11 protein-coding genes and 1 pseudogene are annotated in these 14,006 nt (G+C 55.4%); 5 read left to right on the top strand and 7 right to left on the bottom strand.

Going from position 1 to position 14,006, the window contains the following annotated elements; all coding sequences use genetic code 11:
- Window positions 1–20: 20 nt before the first annotated feature.
- The gene (locus tag XM38_RS23400) at window positions 21–1,454 is read right to left on the bottom strand and encodes a folate/biopterin family MFS transporter (protein ID WP_080811731.1); all 1,434 of its coding nucleotides are present in this window, start codon (window positions 1,452–1,454) and stop codon (window positions 21–23) included.
- Window positions 1,455–1,641: 187 nt separating this feature from the next.
- The gene (locus XM38_RS23395) at window positions 1,642–2,112 is read right to left on the bottom strand and encodes a hypothetical protein (RefSeq protein WP_080811729.1); all 471 of its coding nucleotides are present in this window, start codon (window positions 2,110–2,112) and stop codon (window positions 1,642–1,644) included.
- Between the two features lie 437 nt (window positions 2,113–2,549).
- Here XM38_RS23395 and XM38_RS23390 point away from each other — a divergent pair.
- Window positions 2,550–3,392: pseudogene (locus tag XM38_RS23390) on the top strand (EAL domain-containing protein); the annotation flags it as partial.
- 94 nt (window positions 3,393–3,486) lie between these two features.
- Here the strand turns inward: XM38_RS23390 and dnaN are convergent.
- Together dnaN and dnaA are read right to left on the bottom strand one after the other, a co-directional pair.
- A complete protein-coding gene (gene dnaN / locus XM38_RS27270) occupies window positions 3,487–4,632 on the bottom strand; it encodes a DNA polymerase III subunit beta (protein ID WP_080811723.1) in 1,146 nt (381 codons plus the stop codon).
- A 564-nt stretch (window positions 4,633–5,196) separates the two neighbouring features.
- On the bottom strand, window positions 5,197–6,579 hold the full coding sequence (dnaA, locus tag XM38_RS23380; RefSeq protein WP_080811721.1) for a chromosomal replication initiator protein DnaA: 1,383 nt from the start codon (window positions 6,577–6,579) through the stop codon (window positions 5,197–5,199).
- A 674-nt stretch (window positions 6,580–7,253) separates the two neighbouring features.
- On the opposite strand from dnaA, the gene XM38_RS23375 reads away from it, so the two are divergent.
- Window positions 7,254–8,492: an HhoA/HhoB/HtrA family serine endopeptidase gene (locus tag XM38_RS23375; RefSeq protein WP_080811719.1), complete on the top strand. Its 1,239-nt coding sequence runs from the start codon at window positions 7,254–7,256 to the stop codon at window positions 8,490–8,492.
- 11 nt (window positions 8,493–8,503) lie between these two features.
- On the top strand, window positions 8,504–9,022 hold the full coding sequence (gene def / locus XM38_RS23370; RefSeq protein WP_080811717.1) for a peptide deformylase: 519 nt from the start codon (window positions 8,504–8,506) through the stop codon (window positions 9,020–9,022).
- Here the strand turns inward: def and XM38_RS23365 are convergent.
- The 3 genes from XM38_RS23365 to XM38_RS23355 all read right to left on the bottom strand — a co-directional run bounded on the left by XM38_RS23365 (window position 9,019) and on the right by XM38_RS23355 (window position 11,255).
- The gene (locus XM38_RS23365; RefSeq protein ID WP_088431205.1) at window positions 9,019–9,672 is read right to left on the bottom strand and encodes a histidine phosphatase family protein; all 654 of its coding nucleotides are present in this window, start codon (window positions 9,670–9,672) and stop codon (window positions 9,019–9,021) included. The genes def and XM38_RS23365 overlap by 4 nt on opposite strands.
- 9 nt (window positions 9,673–9,681) lie before the next feature.
- Window positions 9,682–10,326 carry a histidine phosphatase family protein gene (locus XM38_RS23360; RefSeq protein ID WP_080811830.1) on the bottom strand — a complete coding sequence of 215 codons (645 nt, stop codon included), beginning with the start codon at window positions 10,324–10,326 and terminating at the stop codon, window positions 9,682–9,684.
- Window positions 10,327–10,475: 149 nt separating this feature from the next.
- Complete coding sequence (locus XM38_RS23355; protein ID WP_088431203.1) at window positions 10,476–11,255, bottom strand: hypothetical protein; 780 nt, start codon at window positions 11,253–11,255, stop codon at window positions 10,476–10,478.
- A 608-nt stretch (window positions 11,256–11,863) separates the two neighbouring features.
- Here XM38_RS23355 and XM38_RS23350 point away from each other — a divergent pair.
- Together XM38_RS23350 and XM38_RS23345 are read left to right on the top strand one after the other, a co-directional pair.
- Window positions 11,864–12,310, top strand: coding sequence for a tetratricopeptide repeat protein (locus XM38_RS23350; protein ID WP_187329525.1), 447 nt, complete (start codon window positions 11,864–11,866; stop codon window positions 12,308–12,310).
- 339 nt (window positions 12,311–12,649) lie between these two features.
- Window positions 12,650–14,005 carry a tetratricopeptide repeat protein gene (locus XM38_RS23345; protein ID WP_137455212.1) on the top strand — a complete coding sequence of 452 codons (1,356 nt, stop codon included), beginning with the start codon at window positions 12,650–12,652 and terminating at the stop codon, window positions 14,003–14,005.
- Window position 14,006 lies beyond the last annotated feature (1 nt).

Below are 14,006 nucleotides of genomic sequence, written 5' to 3'. Positions count from 1 at the left end.
AATCTATGAATTAGCTAGATCTATCGAGTTTCTTGCAATTCCACCTGGGGTGGTTGCGCCGCTAGGGTTTCAATGGTGGCCGACTGATCGAAGGCCAGCGGCGTCACAGACCCTGGCTCTAGGATCGGCGTCGGCCCTGGCTGATCCCCTTGAGATGAAGTGGCCGGTAGCAAGAACAATAATGGCAGCGGCAGCAGGGTCGTTAGATTGGTAAGCAACACCAGCAGCCAGAGATTATCAAAATTGCTCTCCGTCACTCCTAGCAGATGCGTTAACAGAGCCCCTAACTCATGGGATACCAGCCCAGCCAGGTTGACCACCGACATCAGTAGCGCAAACAGAGTAGCCTCCACCCCCGCCGGGCAGAGCCGCGCCGATAATACCAGGACGGGCATGAAGGAGATTTCCCCCATCACCGTCAAAATCAAACTGTCGCCCAGGCTAAACCATTGATCATCGATACCCAAGGCCCGGTTGGCATGGGTCACCAACAGCAAACTCGTCAATCCCAAGACAGCCGACAGCACTGTCGACCAGGCAAAAATCGTTCGGAAGGGCACCGCCCGTAGAAATCGCTGGAAAATCCAGATCCCAAGCAGAGCCGCCAGACTGGTCACTAAACGCACTCGCCCTAGAAATTCCGGCTGGAAATCTAAGTCATTGGTAATGAAGAAGAAAAAGGCTGAATCTGCCGTGGGCGTAGCCTGCCACAGGAATAGAAACAAGGCTGGCATCCAGATCACCCGCTGGCTCACTGCCTGCCGCAATTGTTTAACCTGGCCCCAAATTGCTTGCCAGCTAGGGCGCTCTGATACAGGGTCCTCGGCAACCAACCAGGCTACCAACGACACAATCAACGGAAACGTTGCCGTAATGCCGAACACAGCCCGGGTACTGACCTGCTCTAACAATAGCCCCCCCAGGTAGGCCGTGATAATACCACCTACGGCCGATGCGCCCCAAGCCAGGGATTGCAGGGTACCGGCATCGCTCTGAGACTCCTGACGGGCTCGCTCCACCACTAAGGAGTCTACGATTACATCACTGATGGCCACAGACAGGGAACTAAGAGCAATAGCGGCAGTTGCCGCCCACGCTGCCTGCACCACCGTGGCTAGGACCACCCAGGACAGGGCTCCTAGCAGCCCAGACAAAATCAAATAGGGCCGCCGTCGATAGCGAAATAAGGGCAACCCATCGGATATGAAGCCGAACAGGGGCTTAATCGTCCAAGGAAAGCTGGCAATTCCCGTGATGACCCCGACTTCTGCCGGTGTCAGCCCCAGATCATCCTTGAGAAAGAAGCTGACAGCCAACCGAGCCAGCCCCAAGATACCCTGCACAAAGTAGACCAGCAGGATGGCCGTCAGCTCCAGGGTAAGGGGTTGCCCCTGAAGCAGGCGCGTTTCCACAAAGCGTTTTAGGGAATCTTTGCTGGAGAAAGAAGCCGTCATGCAGGAGATCTTTATTAAGAAATGTCAATCTCTTCCCATGATAGCTTCCCTAGGCGGGTTCCCCCATTCCCAAGAGTATGCCATCTAAAAAATATCTTGATCCAGGCTATTGAACTCAGCCTATCTGGCCTATTCAGCAAGCCCTTGGATGAGTATTTAGCTAGAACACTCTAAAACAGATTCAGGCTTAGCGGCATCCCAACACAGAGGCCCGATAGGTATTCCCTTCTGCCTCAATGCCCCCAACCCGCAGGTTTACCTGGTAAGGAGTTTCCCCGACTCGGGCATTGACGCCAATCTCGACAGGATCCGCTTCCATGACTGTGAGGCTGTCCACGCTGTAGGGGGTATCGACACTGTCGTTGCTGTACTTGAGATTCACATCGACGTCGTATACTGTGCCATCTTGGGAAACAAAGTTGACGATGAAGCGACTAAAGCGAGTATCGCTAGGTACAGAGAAATCCGTATTCCAATTATTGCCGGTCACTAGAAAGCTGGGCGGTGACACAGTTTTCTCCACCTCGGCGCCCTCACCACCGACCACACTCAAGGGGGTACAGCTTTGAGCAACCGCAGGGGCAGCACTGCCCGCAAGCATGACTCCTGTAGCCAGTAGGCCAGGTAAAGACCAGCGAGACAAAGGGATGCGTATCATCTGAGAATCCTCGAATGTAGGCACGATTGATTGAGAGACCACCACTTACACAGCAGCCTTGTTGACTCGGCGTACGCCAGCTTAGAGGTGAGACGTTTCCTGGAGGGAATGCTGGATCCTAAACTGGACTCCGCCTAGTACCGTTGTATCGAATAGCGGCCATCAGCTACCTCACTCCTAGGGATGGAATCTGTATCAGCCTATCTGATGACATTTAAGCTCCATGATGCTATGTGGGGGTCTTATTGCGATCGCCCCAGCAACTTCCCTTAGGGACGTTATGTGCCATTGATTACGCCCCCCGGGAAATCGGCGGCAACATCGTTGCCTGCCTGCAGGATTTCGCCGAGATCGTAAAGTACGAACTTTATCGCCGCGCAGCTGATACGGCCTGGTTGAATCTGACCAGTCAGGTGTCATCAGCTGACTTGCCATCAATGGCCATGAATGCCGGTGACTTTCGCTCAGCCGCCAACCAACTCCTGCTCATCAATAACGGTGGTTTTGTCGCCAATTTTATCTGCGATGTACCCAAGTTGCAGAATATCAACCGAACGTTCGGTGGTGCTGTTGGCAGTGAGCTGCTGTTGGAAATCGCCCGTCGGATACGGCTGACCATCTCCAAGCGCAGATTTTTACTGGGACGCGACTTACCCCACCGGTTCGTAGGGCTAGTCGACCTCTCCGGTCCCAACGACACCCTTGAAAAGCTGGCTGATGAGCTCAGTTCCACCATTGGTAACCGGGTGCAAACTAGCACCAATGTGATTTCGACGCCGATCAACATTGGACTAACCTTGTTTGCACCGGCAGATGATTCTATCGATGACTCGATACGCCGGGCACAACTTGCCATTGATGATATTCCAGTGACGTCTTCTGGAGTCGTCACCAGTGTTTTTCGCTCAGAACTACACGACAGGATGATCCGCTGTTATGGCATCGCTGCCATCCTTGAACCGGCGCTCAACGACAAGAATATTCAAGTCTTCTTTCAACCTAAGATTAGCGTCAGGAATAGCCAAATCATTGGTGCAGAAGCCCTCATGCGCTGGACCGACGATCAACTAGGCCCCATCTCACCACTAGAGATCTTGGAAGCCGCACAGAAAATTGATTTTATGCCATTGCTAGACGAAGGCATCCTGAAAAGCGTTTGCAGCCAGTTGACAGCTTGGATGAGGCGCGGACTCAACGTCTTCCCCATATCCATAAACCTTTCAGGCACAACTTTCATGCTGCCTAACTTTGTCGAACGAGTAACCTCCATACTCTCGGAGTATCAACTTCCATTCCACCTCATCGATAGAGAAGGGAATAGCTCTTGTAACTGTGACTATAGAGCGGGGATTAACTATCTAGTCGACGCGACGACTAGCTACGAATTTGAACTGGCATTACCAGATACGTCATCTTCAACTCGCCTAGAGGAGTCAAAATTGAAGGGCTGGTGGGGGAGTTGCACTGCATCTGCACTTCGCTGGTGGTCAAGGCCTTGAGACCATCCAGCAGATAGCGCACATTGAAGGCGATATCCATGTCCTCGCCGCTGACCTGAGCCGCTAAGACCTCACGCCCACTGCCCACCTCTTGGGCTTCTACAGACATGGCCACAGTTTGAGCCCCACTAGCCATGGTTAGCTTAATAATATGGTTCTTCTGGTCAGCTAACACGGCAATCCGCTCTAGGGCAGAGAGCAACAGACGCCGATCTACGGTCACCTGACGCGCAAATTGTTTGGGGATTAGCTGCCGGTAGTTAGGGTACTGTCCCTCCAGCAATCGAGTGGTGAGGCGCTGTTGCCCCAGCTCAAACATGGCTTGGGTATGGTCGAAGCGAACAGTGACTGGCTCACTGGTGGCGTAGAGCTGCACTATCCGCTCCAGTTCCCGCAATGCCTTGGCTGGTAGCGTCACCTTTAAGGCTACCGAGTCATCTCCATGCTTGGTTTCCCCAACGGTGTCTTCGATGTTGACAACGGCCAAGCGGTGACCATCAGTTGCCGCAAATTCTAGGCCGGTTTCATCAGCCACCACATGGACCCCAGTCAATACTTGCTTGGTCTCATCGGCACTGGTCGAAAATAGGGACCCCTGCAGTCCAGCCAATAGCGTTTCGGCCGAAACCTGGGTACTTTGGCCATCAGCTACCGTCGGTAATTGTGGATAATCATCAGCACTGAGACCACGAACTTGATATTCACCTGAGGTAGACACCAGAGTCACTGTAGTTTCATCTTCATTGACTTGCAGTTGAATGTCTTCAGCAGGTAATCGTGACACAATGTCCCCTAACAGGCGAGCAGGCAGGGTTAAACGCCCGTCTGTCTCTACTTGAGCGGTAAAAGTCGTTTCTACCCCTAAGGTTTCGTCAAACCCTACGAGGGTAAGCTGCTGGGATTCACTGTCAGCAGTAATCAGGATGTTGCCTAGGATAGGCCGACTGGGACGCGAGGGAATCGCTCGACTAACAAGGGATAGCTGAGAATTGAGTTCGCTCTGGGAACAGGTGAATTTCATAGAGGTGGCCTAGAGAACCTCGCTGGATCAGGATAAATAAGTGGGGGCGGATGTCTGACAAAGGTCATGTTGGCATTGGGGGTGGCTTAATTGGGAGGCCAACTGTCCTGGAGCCAATGTGGTCCAACTGGTCTGGAAGCCAATCGTATCACTCTGCCATTCGGGCTTCAATTCTTCTCTGGTTCTTGTGATGGGGACTACCTTCTGGATCTATATTTAAATTCCTTAGTCGTAGTAGTAGGGACTGGGGAAACTGGGGAAAACCTAGGGATCAGTGGTGCGGTGACGGTTTCTAGGTTCACAGTCCTGTGGAAAACCTGAGGAAACTCCCACAAGAATTCCACAACCTTGGCAGGTGGGCTTTATGGTTCCACAGATAGAGCCTCTTATTCCCCACTAGTACACGAGTTTTCCACAAGTTTTTCCAAGTTTTCCACAGAGTTTTAGGGGAAATAGTTGCAAACCGTCACATAGATAGCTGCCTAGCCTCGCGCATGGGACTAGGCGGTCGGAGATTAACGCTGATCTCCGGCCAGTGCTCTCTTGGTTGCATTCCAGAGTGGCTCAGGATTGGCCAGTCAGGTTGATGCGATCGCTAATGTCACGAACCGTCTGAGACAACTTGGGGTCCCGCTTCAGTGCCTGGGTGATCTTGTCACAGCTGTACATCACCGTGGTGTGATCTTTGCCGCCAAATTCTTCGCCAATCTTGGGCAGGCTCAGGTCAGTATGTTGCCGCATTAGATACATGCCGACTTGACGCGCCTGGCTGATTTCGCGACGACGGGAGTTACCCTTCAAATCGTCAATGGAGATCCCAAATGTCTCGGCGACGGCTGCAATCACAGAACTCGGGGAGGCTTCCATGGTCTCCGCCGGCGGATTTAATACCGGGCCCAGGTTTTCGACGGTCATGGGCAGCCCCGAGATAGAGGTATAGGCAATGGCCCGAATCAAGGCCCCCTCTAATTCACGGATATTGGAAGTATAGACAGAGGCGATATACTCAATCACCTGGCGTGGCAGGCGTACATTCTCGTATTCAGCCTTCTTCTGCAAGATGGCCATACGCGTCTCAAAATCGGGCGGTTGAATGTCGGCAATTAGCCCCATAGAAAACCGAGAGCACAGGCGTTCTTGCAGGCGAGGAATGTGATTAGGCGGGCGGTCTGATGCCAATACAATTTGCTTGCCGGCCTCATGCAGTGTATTGAAGGTGTGGAAGAATTCTTCTTGGGTGTATTCCTTACCTTCAATGAATTGAATATCGTCTACCAGCAGAATATCGACCACTCGATAGTGTTCTCGAAAGGTCTGCATGCTGTCTTTGCGGATGGCCGTAATCAAATCATTGGTGAATTGCTCGGTGGACACGTAGGACACCCGAGCATTGCCATCGATTTCTAGGCGATAGTGGCCGATGGCTTGCATCAGGTGGGTTTTGCCAAGGCCGACGCCCCCGCATAGAAACAACGGATTAAATTCACGACCCGGGGACTCGGCCACTGCCAAGGAAGCGGCATGGGCCATGCGGTTGTTGGCCCCGACGACAAAGCGGGAAAATACCGCTTTAGGATTGAGTTCACTGGCTCGGGGACGGCCACCGGCCTGGGTCGGTTCAGGGGCCCGGGGCACAGATGAGGGCGTGGGCCAGGTCAGGTTAGCAGCTGGCAAGGGGTCGCCCTCGGTGTTGGCCTCTGCATTCACGGTGACTTGAATCGCCACGGGATGCCCTAGAATCTCCTGGACTACACTGCCGATGGTGCCCACATAGTGTTTCTGGAGCCAGTTACGGGCGAAAGGGTTCGGCGTCGCGATAACAAGCTCTTGCTCCGTCAGGGTTTGCGCTTTAGCTGGTTTGATCCAGGTTTCGAACGTAGGACGGCTGAGCTGTAGCTGTAGCTTAGCCAAAACCTCTTCCCAGAGCCCATCCAGCGCCTTCTCCACAGCGAACCTCCGCGACGTTACAGATCTTCTCAGCCTTACCCCGATGGGCTTCCGGAGCCGTTATGGGTTGCCCCTACTACTATCACCTAGGGACTTACTAGGGTACTAGATATGCTGTCGAAAGGCAGTGCCGTTTCTGCATCTAGTGTCTGAGAGGGATCGGCGCCATGGTCAGAGACTGGCTCCTCGTGGCCATTGCAGCTATCCTGTCCCAGCCGAGGTCGTCCATCCAGTCCGGCAAGCTGCTAGCGAACCCCTGCCCGCACAACTGCCCAATCCCGTCACCAATTCCTGGCCTCAGGATCTACTATCCTACCCGACGACTTGCTGGCATAGAATAGCTGGACATAGGCTGCGCGAGGATGCCATCGCCTGCAGGCAGGGAACTTGAGGCGGTTCTTGCCAGTCCTGAGATCCAAATAGATGGATTTCCTCAGATTTGCTGATCATGGGGTTTGGACGGGACTAGTGCGGCAATCTGAACAACTGTTGTCGGCCAATCCTGAATCGCCTAAGCGTGCTGCTGCAGCCTATGCTGTAAATAGGGCAACTGCCTGAAGGAAAGGGCAATTATCGGCCGGATGCTCCCTTGGGTTGCAAGACGCCGCTCTAGTGATTTCCCTGCAGCTATTTACTCCCCTGTAGACTACCCTATCTGCATTTAGATAAGGCCCATGAGCGATCCCAATATTCGCGATGTAAACCGATCTCCTCGTTCCTGGCTACGGTCTCGGTTGCCTGGACTGCCAGCCATTGCCTATGGGCTGATTGCCTTAGTGATTATTGCTGCAGTGATGGTGAGGTATCCCCTGGTTAATAAAGCAGTTGCCGTGGAGGCCTCTTTGGTGAGCCAGGCCCCTACGGGGACTCAACGGCTGGTCGAGCAGGTTCCCAATAACTTCATTGCTGAGGCTGTGGAACGAGTAGGGGCAGCGGTGGTGCGGATTGACTCAGCCCGCACGGTAGTGCAACGAGTTCCTAGTATTTTCAGTGATCCATTTTTCCGAGATTTCTTCGGAGATTTTGGCGTTCCCACCGAGCCTCGGACTCGAGTGGAGCGGGGGACGGGATCGGGGTTTGTGATCGATCCCGACGGCGTGATTTTGACTAATGCCCATGTGGTCGCGGAGGCTGACCAAGTCATCGTCACCCTTAAGGATGGCCGTGAACTGCAGGGGCAAGTAGTGGGCGAAGATCCGGTGACTGATGTGGCGGTCGTGCGCGTGGATGCGAAGGATCTGCCCACAGTTACCTTCGGCGATTCTGAGCAACTGCGTCCTGGTCAGTGGGCCATTGCCATCGGCAATCCCCTGGGACTCGACAATACGGTGACCGCTGGGATCATTAGTGCTACTGGTCGCAGCAGTTCCCAGGTACGGGTTCCCGATAAACGGGTCAGTTTTATTCAAACCGATGCGGCCATTAATCCCGGAAACTCTGGCGGCCCTTTGCTAGATGAGCGGGGCTATGTGATTGGTATGAACACCGCCATCATCGGGGGGGCCCAGGGACTAGGCTTTGCCATCCCCATCAATACGGCTCGGGAGATTTCTGCAGAGCTCATCGCCCGTGGCCGTGTGGATCACCCTTATATTGGCATCCAAATGCGCACCCTGACGCCAGAACTGCGGCAAGTGATCAATCGAGATCCGGACAATGGCATTCAGATTCGGGTGGATCAAGGGGTAGTTGTCCTGCGAGTGGTGCCGAACTCGCCGGCAGATCGCGCTGGTCTGCGTCCCGGGGATGTGATTCAGCGCATTGGTGAGACTGAGATAGCAGAGGCCGATGGAGTGCAGCAACGGGTACAGGAGAGCAATATTGGCGAGCCGCTGAGTATTGTGATTAATCGCAATGGCCGTACGCTGACTATTTCTGTGCGACCAGCACCGTTGCCGATCCGACGAGATTAGGATGTCTACTGATGAGCCCATCGACCATTCTGCAACTAGGTCATCCCTGCCTCCGCCAAGTGGCTGCCCCAGTGGACCATGTAGAGGCACCGCAGATTCAGAGACTGATCGATGATCTGCTGACCACGACCACGGCTACCCATGGAGTGGGGATTGCTGCGCCGCAGGTAGGGGAGTCGTGCCAGGTGGTGATTATTGCGTCCCATCCCAATCCCCGCTATCCGGAGGCGCCTGCGATGAAGCCTATGGCCCTGATCAATCCCCAGATTGTAGCTCACTCTGATGAGGTGGTCAGTGGCTGGGAGGGCTGCTTAAGTGTACCGGGGAGACGAGGGGTGGTCTGGCGCTATCGCCAAGTGGAGGTGGCCTATTTGGATCGGTGGGGGCGAGAGCAGCAGCGGGAATTTAGTGACTTCGTGGCCCGCATCGTGCAACATGAGGTGGATCATCTGCAGGGCAAGGTATTTCTCGATCGGGTCAAGCAGCCTCAGGACGTGCTGGATGAGCAGACCTATTGGCAACGGCGTTAATACCGATTTCCTGTGGAGATGGGGGCCCCTGGCAGGGGGGGACGCAGATGCTGGGGCAGATGGTTGCAATCGTTGAGGGCTTTGATAAAAGGACCGTATTGGGCCAATTCAATGATGGTAATGGCGGCTTCTGGCATGGCTAGGCGATCGCGGTAGCGGCCCACGTCTACGCCTAGCAGGGTGCAGAGCATGATGCGCAGAGTGGCTTTGTGGGAGACGACCAGAACATTGCCATCGGGGTAGGTTTCTTCGATCTCATCGAGGACGGCGGAGCTGCGACGGGCCACTCGAATACCTTTTTCGCCACCGGTGGGGGCATTCCAGGCGGGATCAGCTAGCCAACGAATGTAGTCATCGTGGAAGGTGGTGTTAACCTCTTCTGGGGATAGCCCTTCCCATTGGCCAAAGGAGAGTTCTCGCAGGGCGGGGCGGGTATCTAGGGACAGCCCCAGGGGCTGGGCCGTTGCGATCGCATGATTCAGCGGACTTGCCAGGACTGCTTTCCAGTCGAGATCCTGATAGGCCTTGGCAAAGTAATCGGCCATTTGTTGGCCTCGATCTGTCAGGGGCACCCCATCGCAACTACAATAGCGCCCGGTCCGACAGAAATAGGTTTCCCCGTTACGTAGCAAATAGATTCTTAGAACCATGGGGTCTCGTCAGGTACTGGGTAGGGCGCGCAGGGCGTCATTGAGGTAAGAGCGATCGGCCAGGGTATGAAACATCGGTCCTCGCTCGGCCAGTTCCACGATGCTGACGGCAGCCACCGGCATATCCATGCGATCGCGATAGCGACCGACGTCAATTCCCAATAGGGTGCAGAGCATGATCCGAATCGTAGCCTTGTGGGCCACGATCAAAATGTTGCCCTGCGAATACGCCTGCTCGATTTCATCTAACACCTGGGACGAGCGCCGGGCGATATCCACCGCTCGCTCGCCACCGATGGGAGCATACCAGGCCGGGTCGGTCAGCCAGGCCACAAACTCATCATGGTATTCCTGATCAACAGCATCGGGATGCATGCCTTCCCAACGGCCATACATCACCTCGCGCAGCCCGTCCCGCACTTGCATGGTCAGCCCTGCAGCTTCGCAGAGGGGACGAGCCGTTTCAATGGCGCGGCGTAGCGGGCTGACATAGGCAGCTTGCCAAGGAAGATGAGAGAAGGCTGCTGCAAACTCCTGAGCCATGGTAATGCCCTCTGGAGTCAGCCCCGGATCATTTTCTGGGGTGCCGCAGTAACCCCCGGTGAGGCTGTAGGCCGTTTGCCCATGGCGCAAAAAATATAGCACCGCTCCCATCATATGTCTCCCTCGCCAACTCCCCCATCTCTATTCAGACAGACCCAGCGGGAGTTGGCAATCTTAAGGGGGATGATGCCCTAGTCACGCCTGGCCCTCTCATAGAGGCACAGGTGTCATGGCACAGTGCCCCAGCCCCATGAACTCCCTTAGGATTTCGACGACTTGGGGGAGGAGGTTGTGTTCTCATCGGTGTCATCGGCTGTGGTGTCAGTGGTAGTGTTCTCCGTCTCGTCCATTGCCGCTGAATTGGTAGCGTCGGTAGCCTCTGCGGTGTCCCCCACCTCATCGACAGGAGCTCCGTCTGCGGCGTCTGGGTCTGGGGCTGCATCTACTGGAGGTTGCTCTGGCCCCTCCGTGACCGCAGCCTCTGCTGGCCTATCCGCTATCTCATCGACGGGAGCTGATACCACCGCTTCCGCCACTGCCGGTGCTGCCTCTGGTTCATGGACGGGAACAGTTTCCTCCATGTTGGCCGCTGCTGAGGGCTCTACTGCTTCATCGGCAGGCTCATGGATAGGCTCATCGACGGGCTCATCGGCGGGAGCTGATACCGCTGCTGCTGGTGCCGCTGGGGCCTTCGTCGCAGTGGGGGCGGCAGTCGTTCCCTTACTGGCGGGGGGAGTAGATGCCGGTTCTGTCGGCACTGGGGGTAAGTCTTTCTGAATCCACAGCCGTCGAATCACCCCTTGGTCCAGATGCTGGCGTCCCATTTTCTGGGAGAGGGCCGCGATTTTTTCCCCTAGGGCGGTGCCGACGGCATGGGCGTCGGCCAGGCTAATGAAGGGGGCCTGGCCCAAGGCATCTACCACGAAGCTCAACTCCTTATTGCCGCGCCGGGTACTGGCCTTAATGCCCTGGGCCGTCAGGGCCTGCTTGGTACCTTGCCGGATGGCCTTGGTGATGCGATTGCGGCTGAGGGAGCCCATAGTTAACGTTCTCCCTGCATAGTGGCAGCTAGCGACATGACCGGGCCCAGGGATGGCAATGGCCTGGGCGAGTCGAGTTCAGCCTACAGCAGACAGTCTGAAGCCGGGTGCTGTCTGCTATACATCCGCGGCTAGGTTGTCTGCTCAAGGAGCTGCCAAGGCGGAGGGAGAGGCCCACAAAAATCCCCTGGGTCGTAGACCAGGGGATCCAGAATTTTGAGGTGTGGTACTCGTCTGTCAAGACATGAGCTGGTAGATGCTAGACCATTTGGCCAACATCTATTATCTATTGGCGCCTCTGCAGCTGAGTTGCCGCTGATGGCTAAGTAAGTGTTCTCTGAGAAAGTCCTGAGAAGCCTGAGAAAGTAGCGACAGAGGCCCCAGTTCTTGAAAAATGACTTACCTTGAGAGCAGGGGATGACTTAGACCATGGCCAGGCAATACAGATGGGCCTCAATGGCGAGGGTAGTTGCTGGCCAACCGCTGTCAACAGGGTGGTGGCAGTGGCGATATCCGGGGACTGTTACCTGGGGGATGGCTTAGATTCAGATCCCTATTGCCCGTGTGGTCAGGTTTCTTCTCAATGCAGCCCACTCGAGCAGAAAATCATGCGTATTTGGATGGCATTTTTAGTCAGTTTGCCGCTGTTGGCCTGTAGTGTGCCTGCGTCTTTGGGGCAAACCAATGAGAACTTGGCCGAGGATTTATTTGAGCAGGGCCAGGCGGCGTTTCGTGGCGGTGAGCCCGATAGTGCGATCGCACTGTATACCGAAGCCATTGGCGCCGACCCCAACTATGCAGCCGCCTACGTGGGGCGCGGTGGGGTTTATGCCGTGCTCAAGGATTATGAGGCGGCCATTGCCGATTTCGATCAGGCCATTGAGCTAGATCCCGAGTTGGCCAGTGCCTATGGCAGTCGTGGGGTGGCCCGTTATCGCAGTGGCGATCCAGAGGGCATTCGCGATCTCTGGCAAGCCGCCCGGCTCTTCCGGGACCAAGACCGCATGGAAGACTACTTCAAGACTCTGGTGATCATCCGGCGCCTCGATCCCTAGGCCCTGGGCTAATGCCTCCCGGCTCTTCTCTGGGGCCAAAGCTGTGGCTAACTCGGGGAATCATCCCCCTTAGCACCGCTGGCTGCCAGACGGCCTGCCGAGGAGTCCTCCAGCAAGGCAGCTGGGTCGACTACCGGCAGAATGTCCCGCCCTTACGGACAAGAGATCTCTGATACGGTATGCTAGCCCTGTCTTGCCAAAGTTCTATGGCTAGCGATTACCGGATTCCTAGACGAGGCTTTAAGCCAAGCTTAAGCAAATAAATAATCGTTAGGGAAATAGCTTAAAAAATGAGCACAGTGGCTTCAGGTTGGATCCGCAAGCCATAATGAGAGTACTTTGCCGCAGGATACCTTATTGTCGCGCTCCCCAGTGATGTCAGGGATGTATCCCTCTGCCGCTACTGCCATGAATGTCAAGCAGGTGCTGAACCAGGGCATTGTCAAGGCTCGTCAGGGCCGCTATTGGCAGGCGCTCGATTACTTTAATCAGGCCCTGCAGGTCCAACCCGACTGCGCCACGGCTCTCTACAATCGCGGCTGTGCCCATTATGATCTGCAGAATTATCAGGCGGCAATTACTGATTTTTCCAAGGCACTGCAGCTGATGCCTAGCCACGTGCGGGCCTATATCAATCGCGGCAATGCCCACCGTTACCTGGGCGATCACCATCGCGCCCTGGCCGATTTGAATCGAGCGATTAAGCTGCAGCCTTTAGCCCACAAGGCCTATGGTGGCCGCGGGCTGGTCCGCCTGGCCCTGAAGGACTACGACGGTGCGATCGCAGATTTTGATTGGGTGCTGGAACGACAATCTTGCTTCCCAAAGCTTTACTTCTGGCGTGCCATCGCTCGGTTGCAGCGGCTGGCCGATTGGCAACATCCGTTAGCGGTTTACCGCCAAGCCCTGGCCGATTTCGATTTGGCCCTGCGGGATGCCCCTGACTTCGTGGAAGCCCACTACTATCGAGGGTTGACCCAGTTTCATCTGGGGAATACCTACGAAGCGGTCTTGGCCTTGAACCGCACCCTGTTGCTGCAGCCAGATTTCCTGGAGGGGTATCTCAACCGAGCCTTGCTGCGGCAGTATCTGGGAGATGCTGCCGGTGCCCTGCAAGACGTTGAGCAGGTATTGGCGCTAAATCCTAGCTTAGAGCAGCCGACCAGGGATATCGATCCGATCTTGACGGGCTGGGCCTTGTGGCCCCATCAGCCCACGCCGGAGGCGACGGTACTGCCCTTTCGCCAGCCGTTTTACCTCTCCCAGGTCTATCGCCAGCGTGGCCAACTGTGCTGCCATCTCGGAGATGAAGACGGTGCGATCGCAGCCTATAGCCTAGCGCTGCACCTGAACCCGGAAGACGCTGTCGCCTACTATCAGCGGGGGCTGATCTATCAGCGCCGCAATAATTTTGCCGATGCCTTCCAAGATTTCAGCTTGGCCCTACACCTAGATCCCAAAGACGCCGTGGCCTACAGCCGCCGTGGTGAAGCCCTGGCCCAAGCCGGCTATCTCTGGGAAGCCCTAGCTGACCTTAACCAGGCCCTACAGCTCAATCCTGGATTGGCAGAGGCCTACCGCAGCCGGGGTCACATTCGCCTACAGCTAGAAAAAGACCCCGCCTTGGCCCAAGCCGATTACCGCAAAGCCCTAGAACTGTCCTGGCATGAATCTCGCCCCAAGATTGAATCTTAGA

This window comes from Halomicronema hongdechloris C2206 (assembly GCF_002075285.3).
In the GTDB taxonomy this organism is placed as follows: Bacteria; Cyanobacteriota; Cyanobacteriia; order Phormidesmidales; family Phormidesmidaceae; genus Halomicronema_B; species Halomicronema_B hongdechloris.
Note: the sequence above shows the minus strand (reverse complement) of the source record. Positions and strands in the feature narration are given on the sequence as shown.

What these genes read in the sequence shown, in the direction of transcription:
- XM38_RS23400 (WP_080811731.1), bottom strand. Translation starts at nt 1,454, where the DNA reads ATGACGGCTTCTTTCTCCAGCAAAGATTCCCTAAAACGCTTTGTGGAA.
- XM38_RS23395 (WP_080811729.1), bottom strand. Translation starts at nt 2,112, where the DNA reads ATGATACGCATCCCTTTGTCTCGCTGGTCTTTACCTGGCCTACTGGCT.
- dnaN (WP_080811723.1), bottom strand. Translation starts at nt 4,632, where the DNA reads ATGAAATTCACCTGTTCCCAGAGCGAACTCAATTCTCAGCTATCCCTT.
- XM38_RS23375 (WP_080811719.1), top strand. Translation starts at nt 7,254, where the DNA reads ATGAGCGATCCCAATATTCGCGATGTAAACCGATCTCCTCGTTCCTGG.
- def (WP_080811717.1), top strand. Translation starts at nt 8,504, where the DNA reads ATGAGCCCATCGACCATTCTGCAACTAGGTCATCCCTGCCTCCGCCAA.
- XM38_RS23365 (WP_088431205.1), bottom strand. Translation starts at nt 9,672, where the DNA reads ATGGTTCTAAGAATCTATTTGCTACGTAACGGGGAAACCTATTTCTGT.
- XM38_RS23360 (WP_080811830.1), bottom strand. Translation starts at nt 10,326, where the DNA reads ATGGGAGCGGTGCTATATTTTTTGCGCCATGGGCAAACGGCCTACAGC.
- XM38_RS23355 (WP_088431203.1), bottom strand. Translation starts at nt 11,255, where the DNA reads ATGGGCTCCCTCAGCCGCAATCGCATCACCAAGGCCATCCGGCAAGGT.
- XM38_RS23350 (WP_187329525.1), top strand. Translation starts at nt 11,864, where the DNA reads ATGCGTATTTGGATGGCATTTTTAGTCAGTTTGCCGCTGTTGGCCTGT.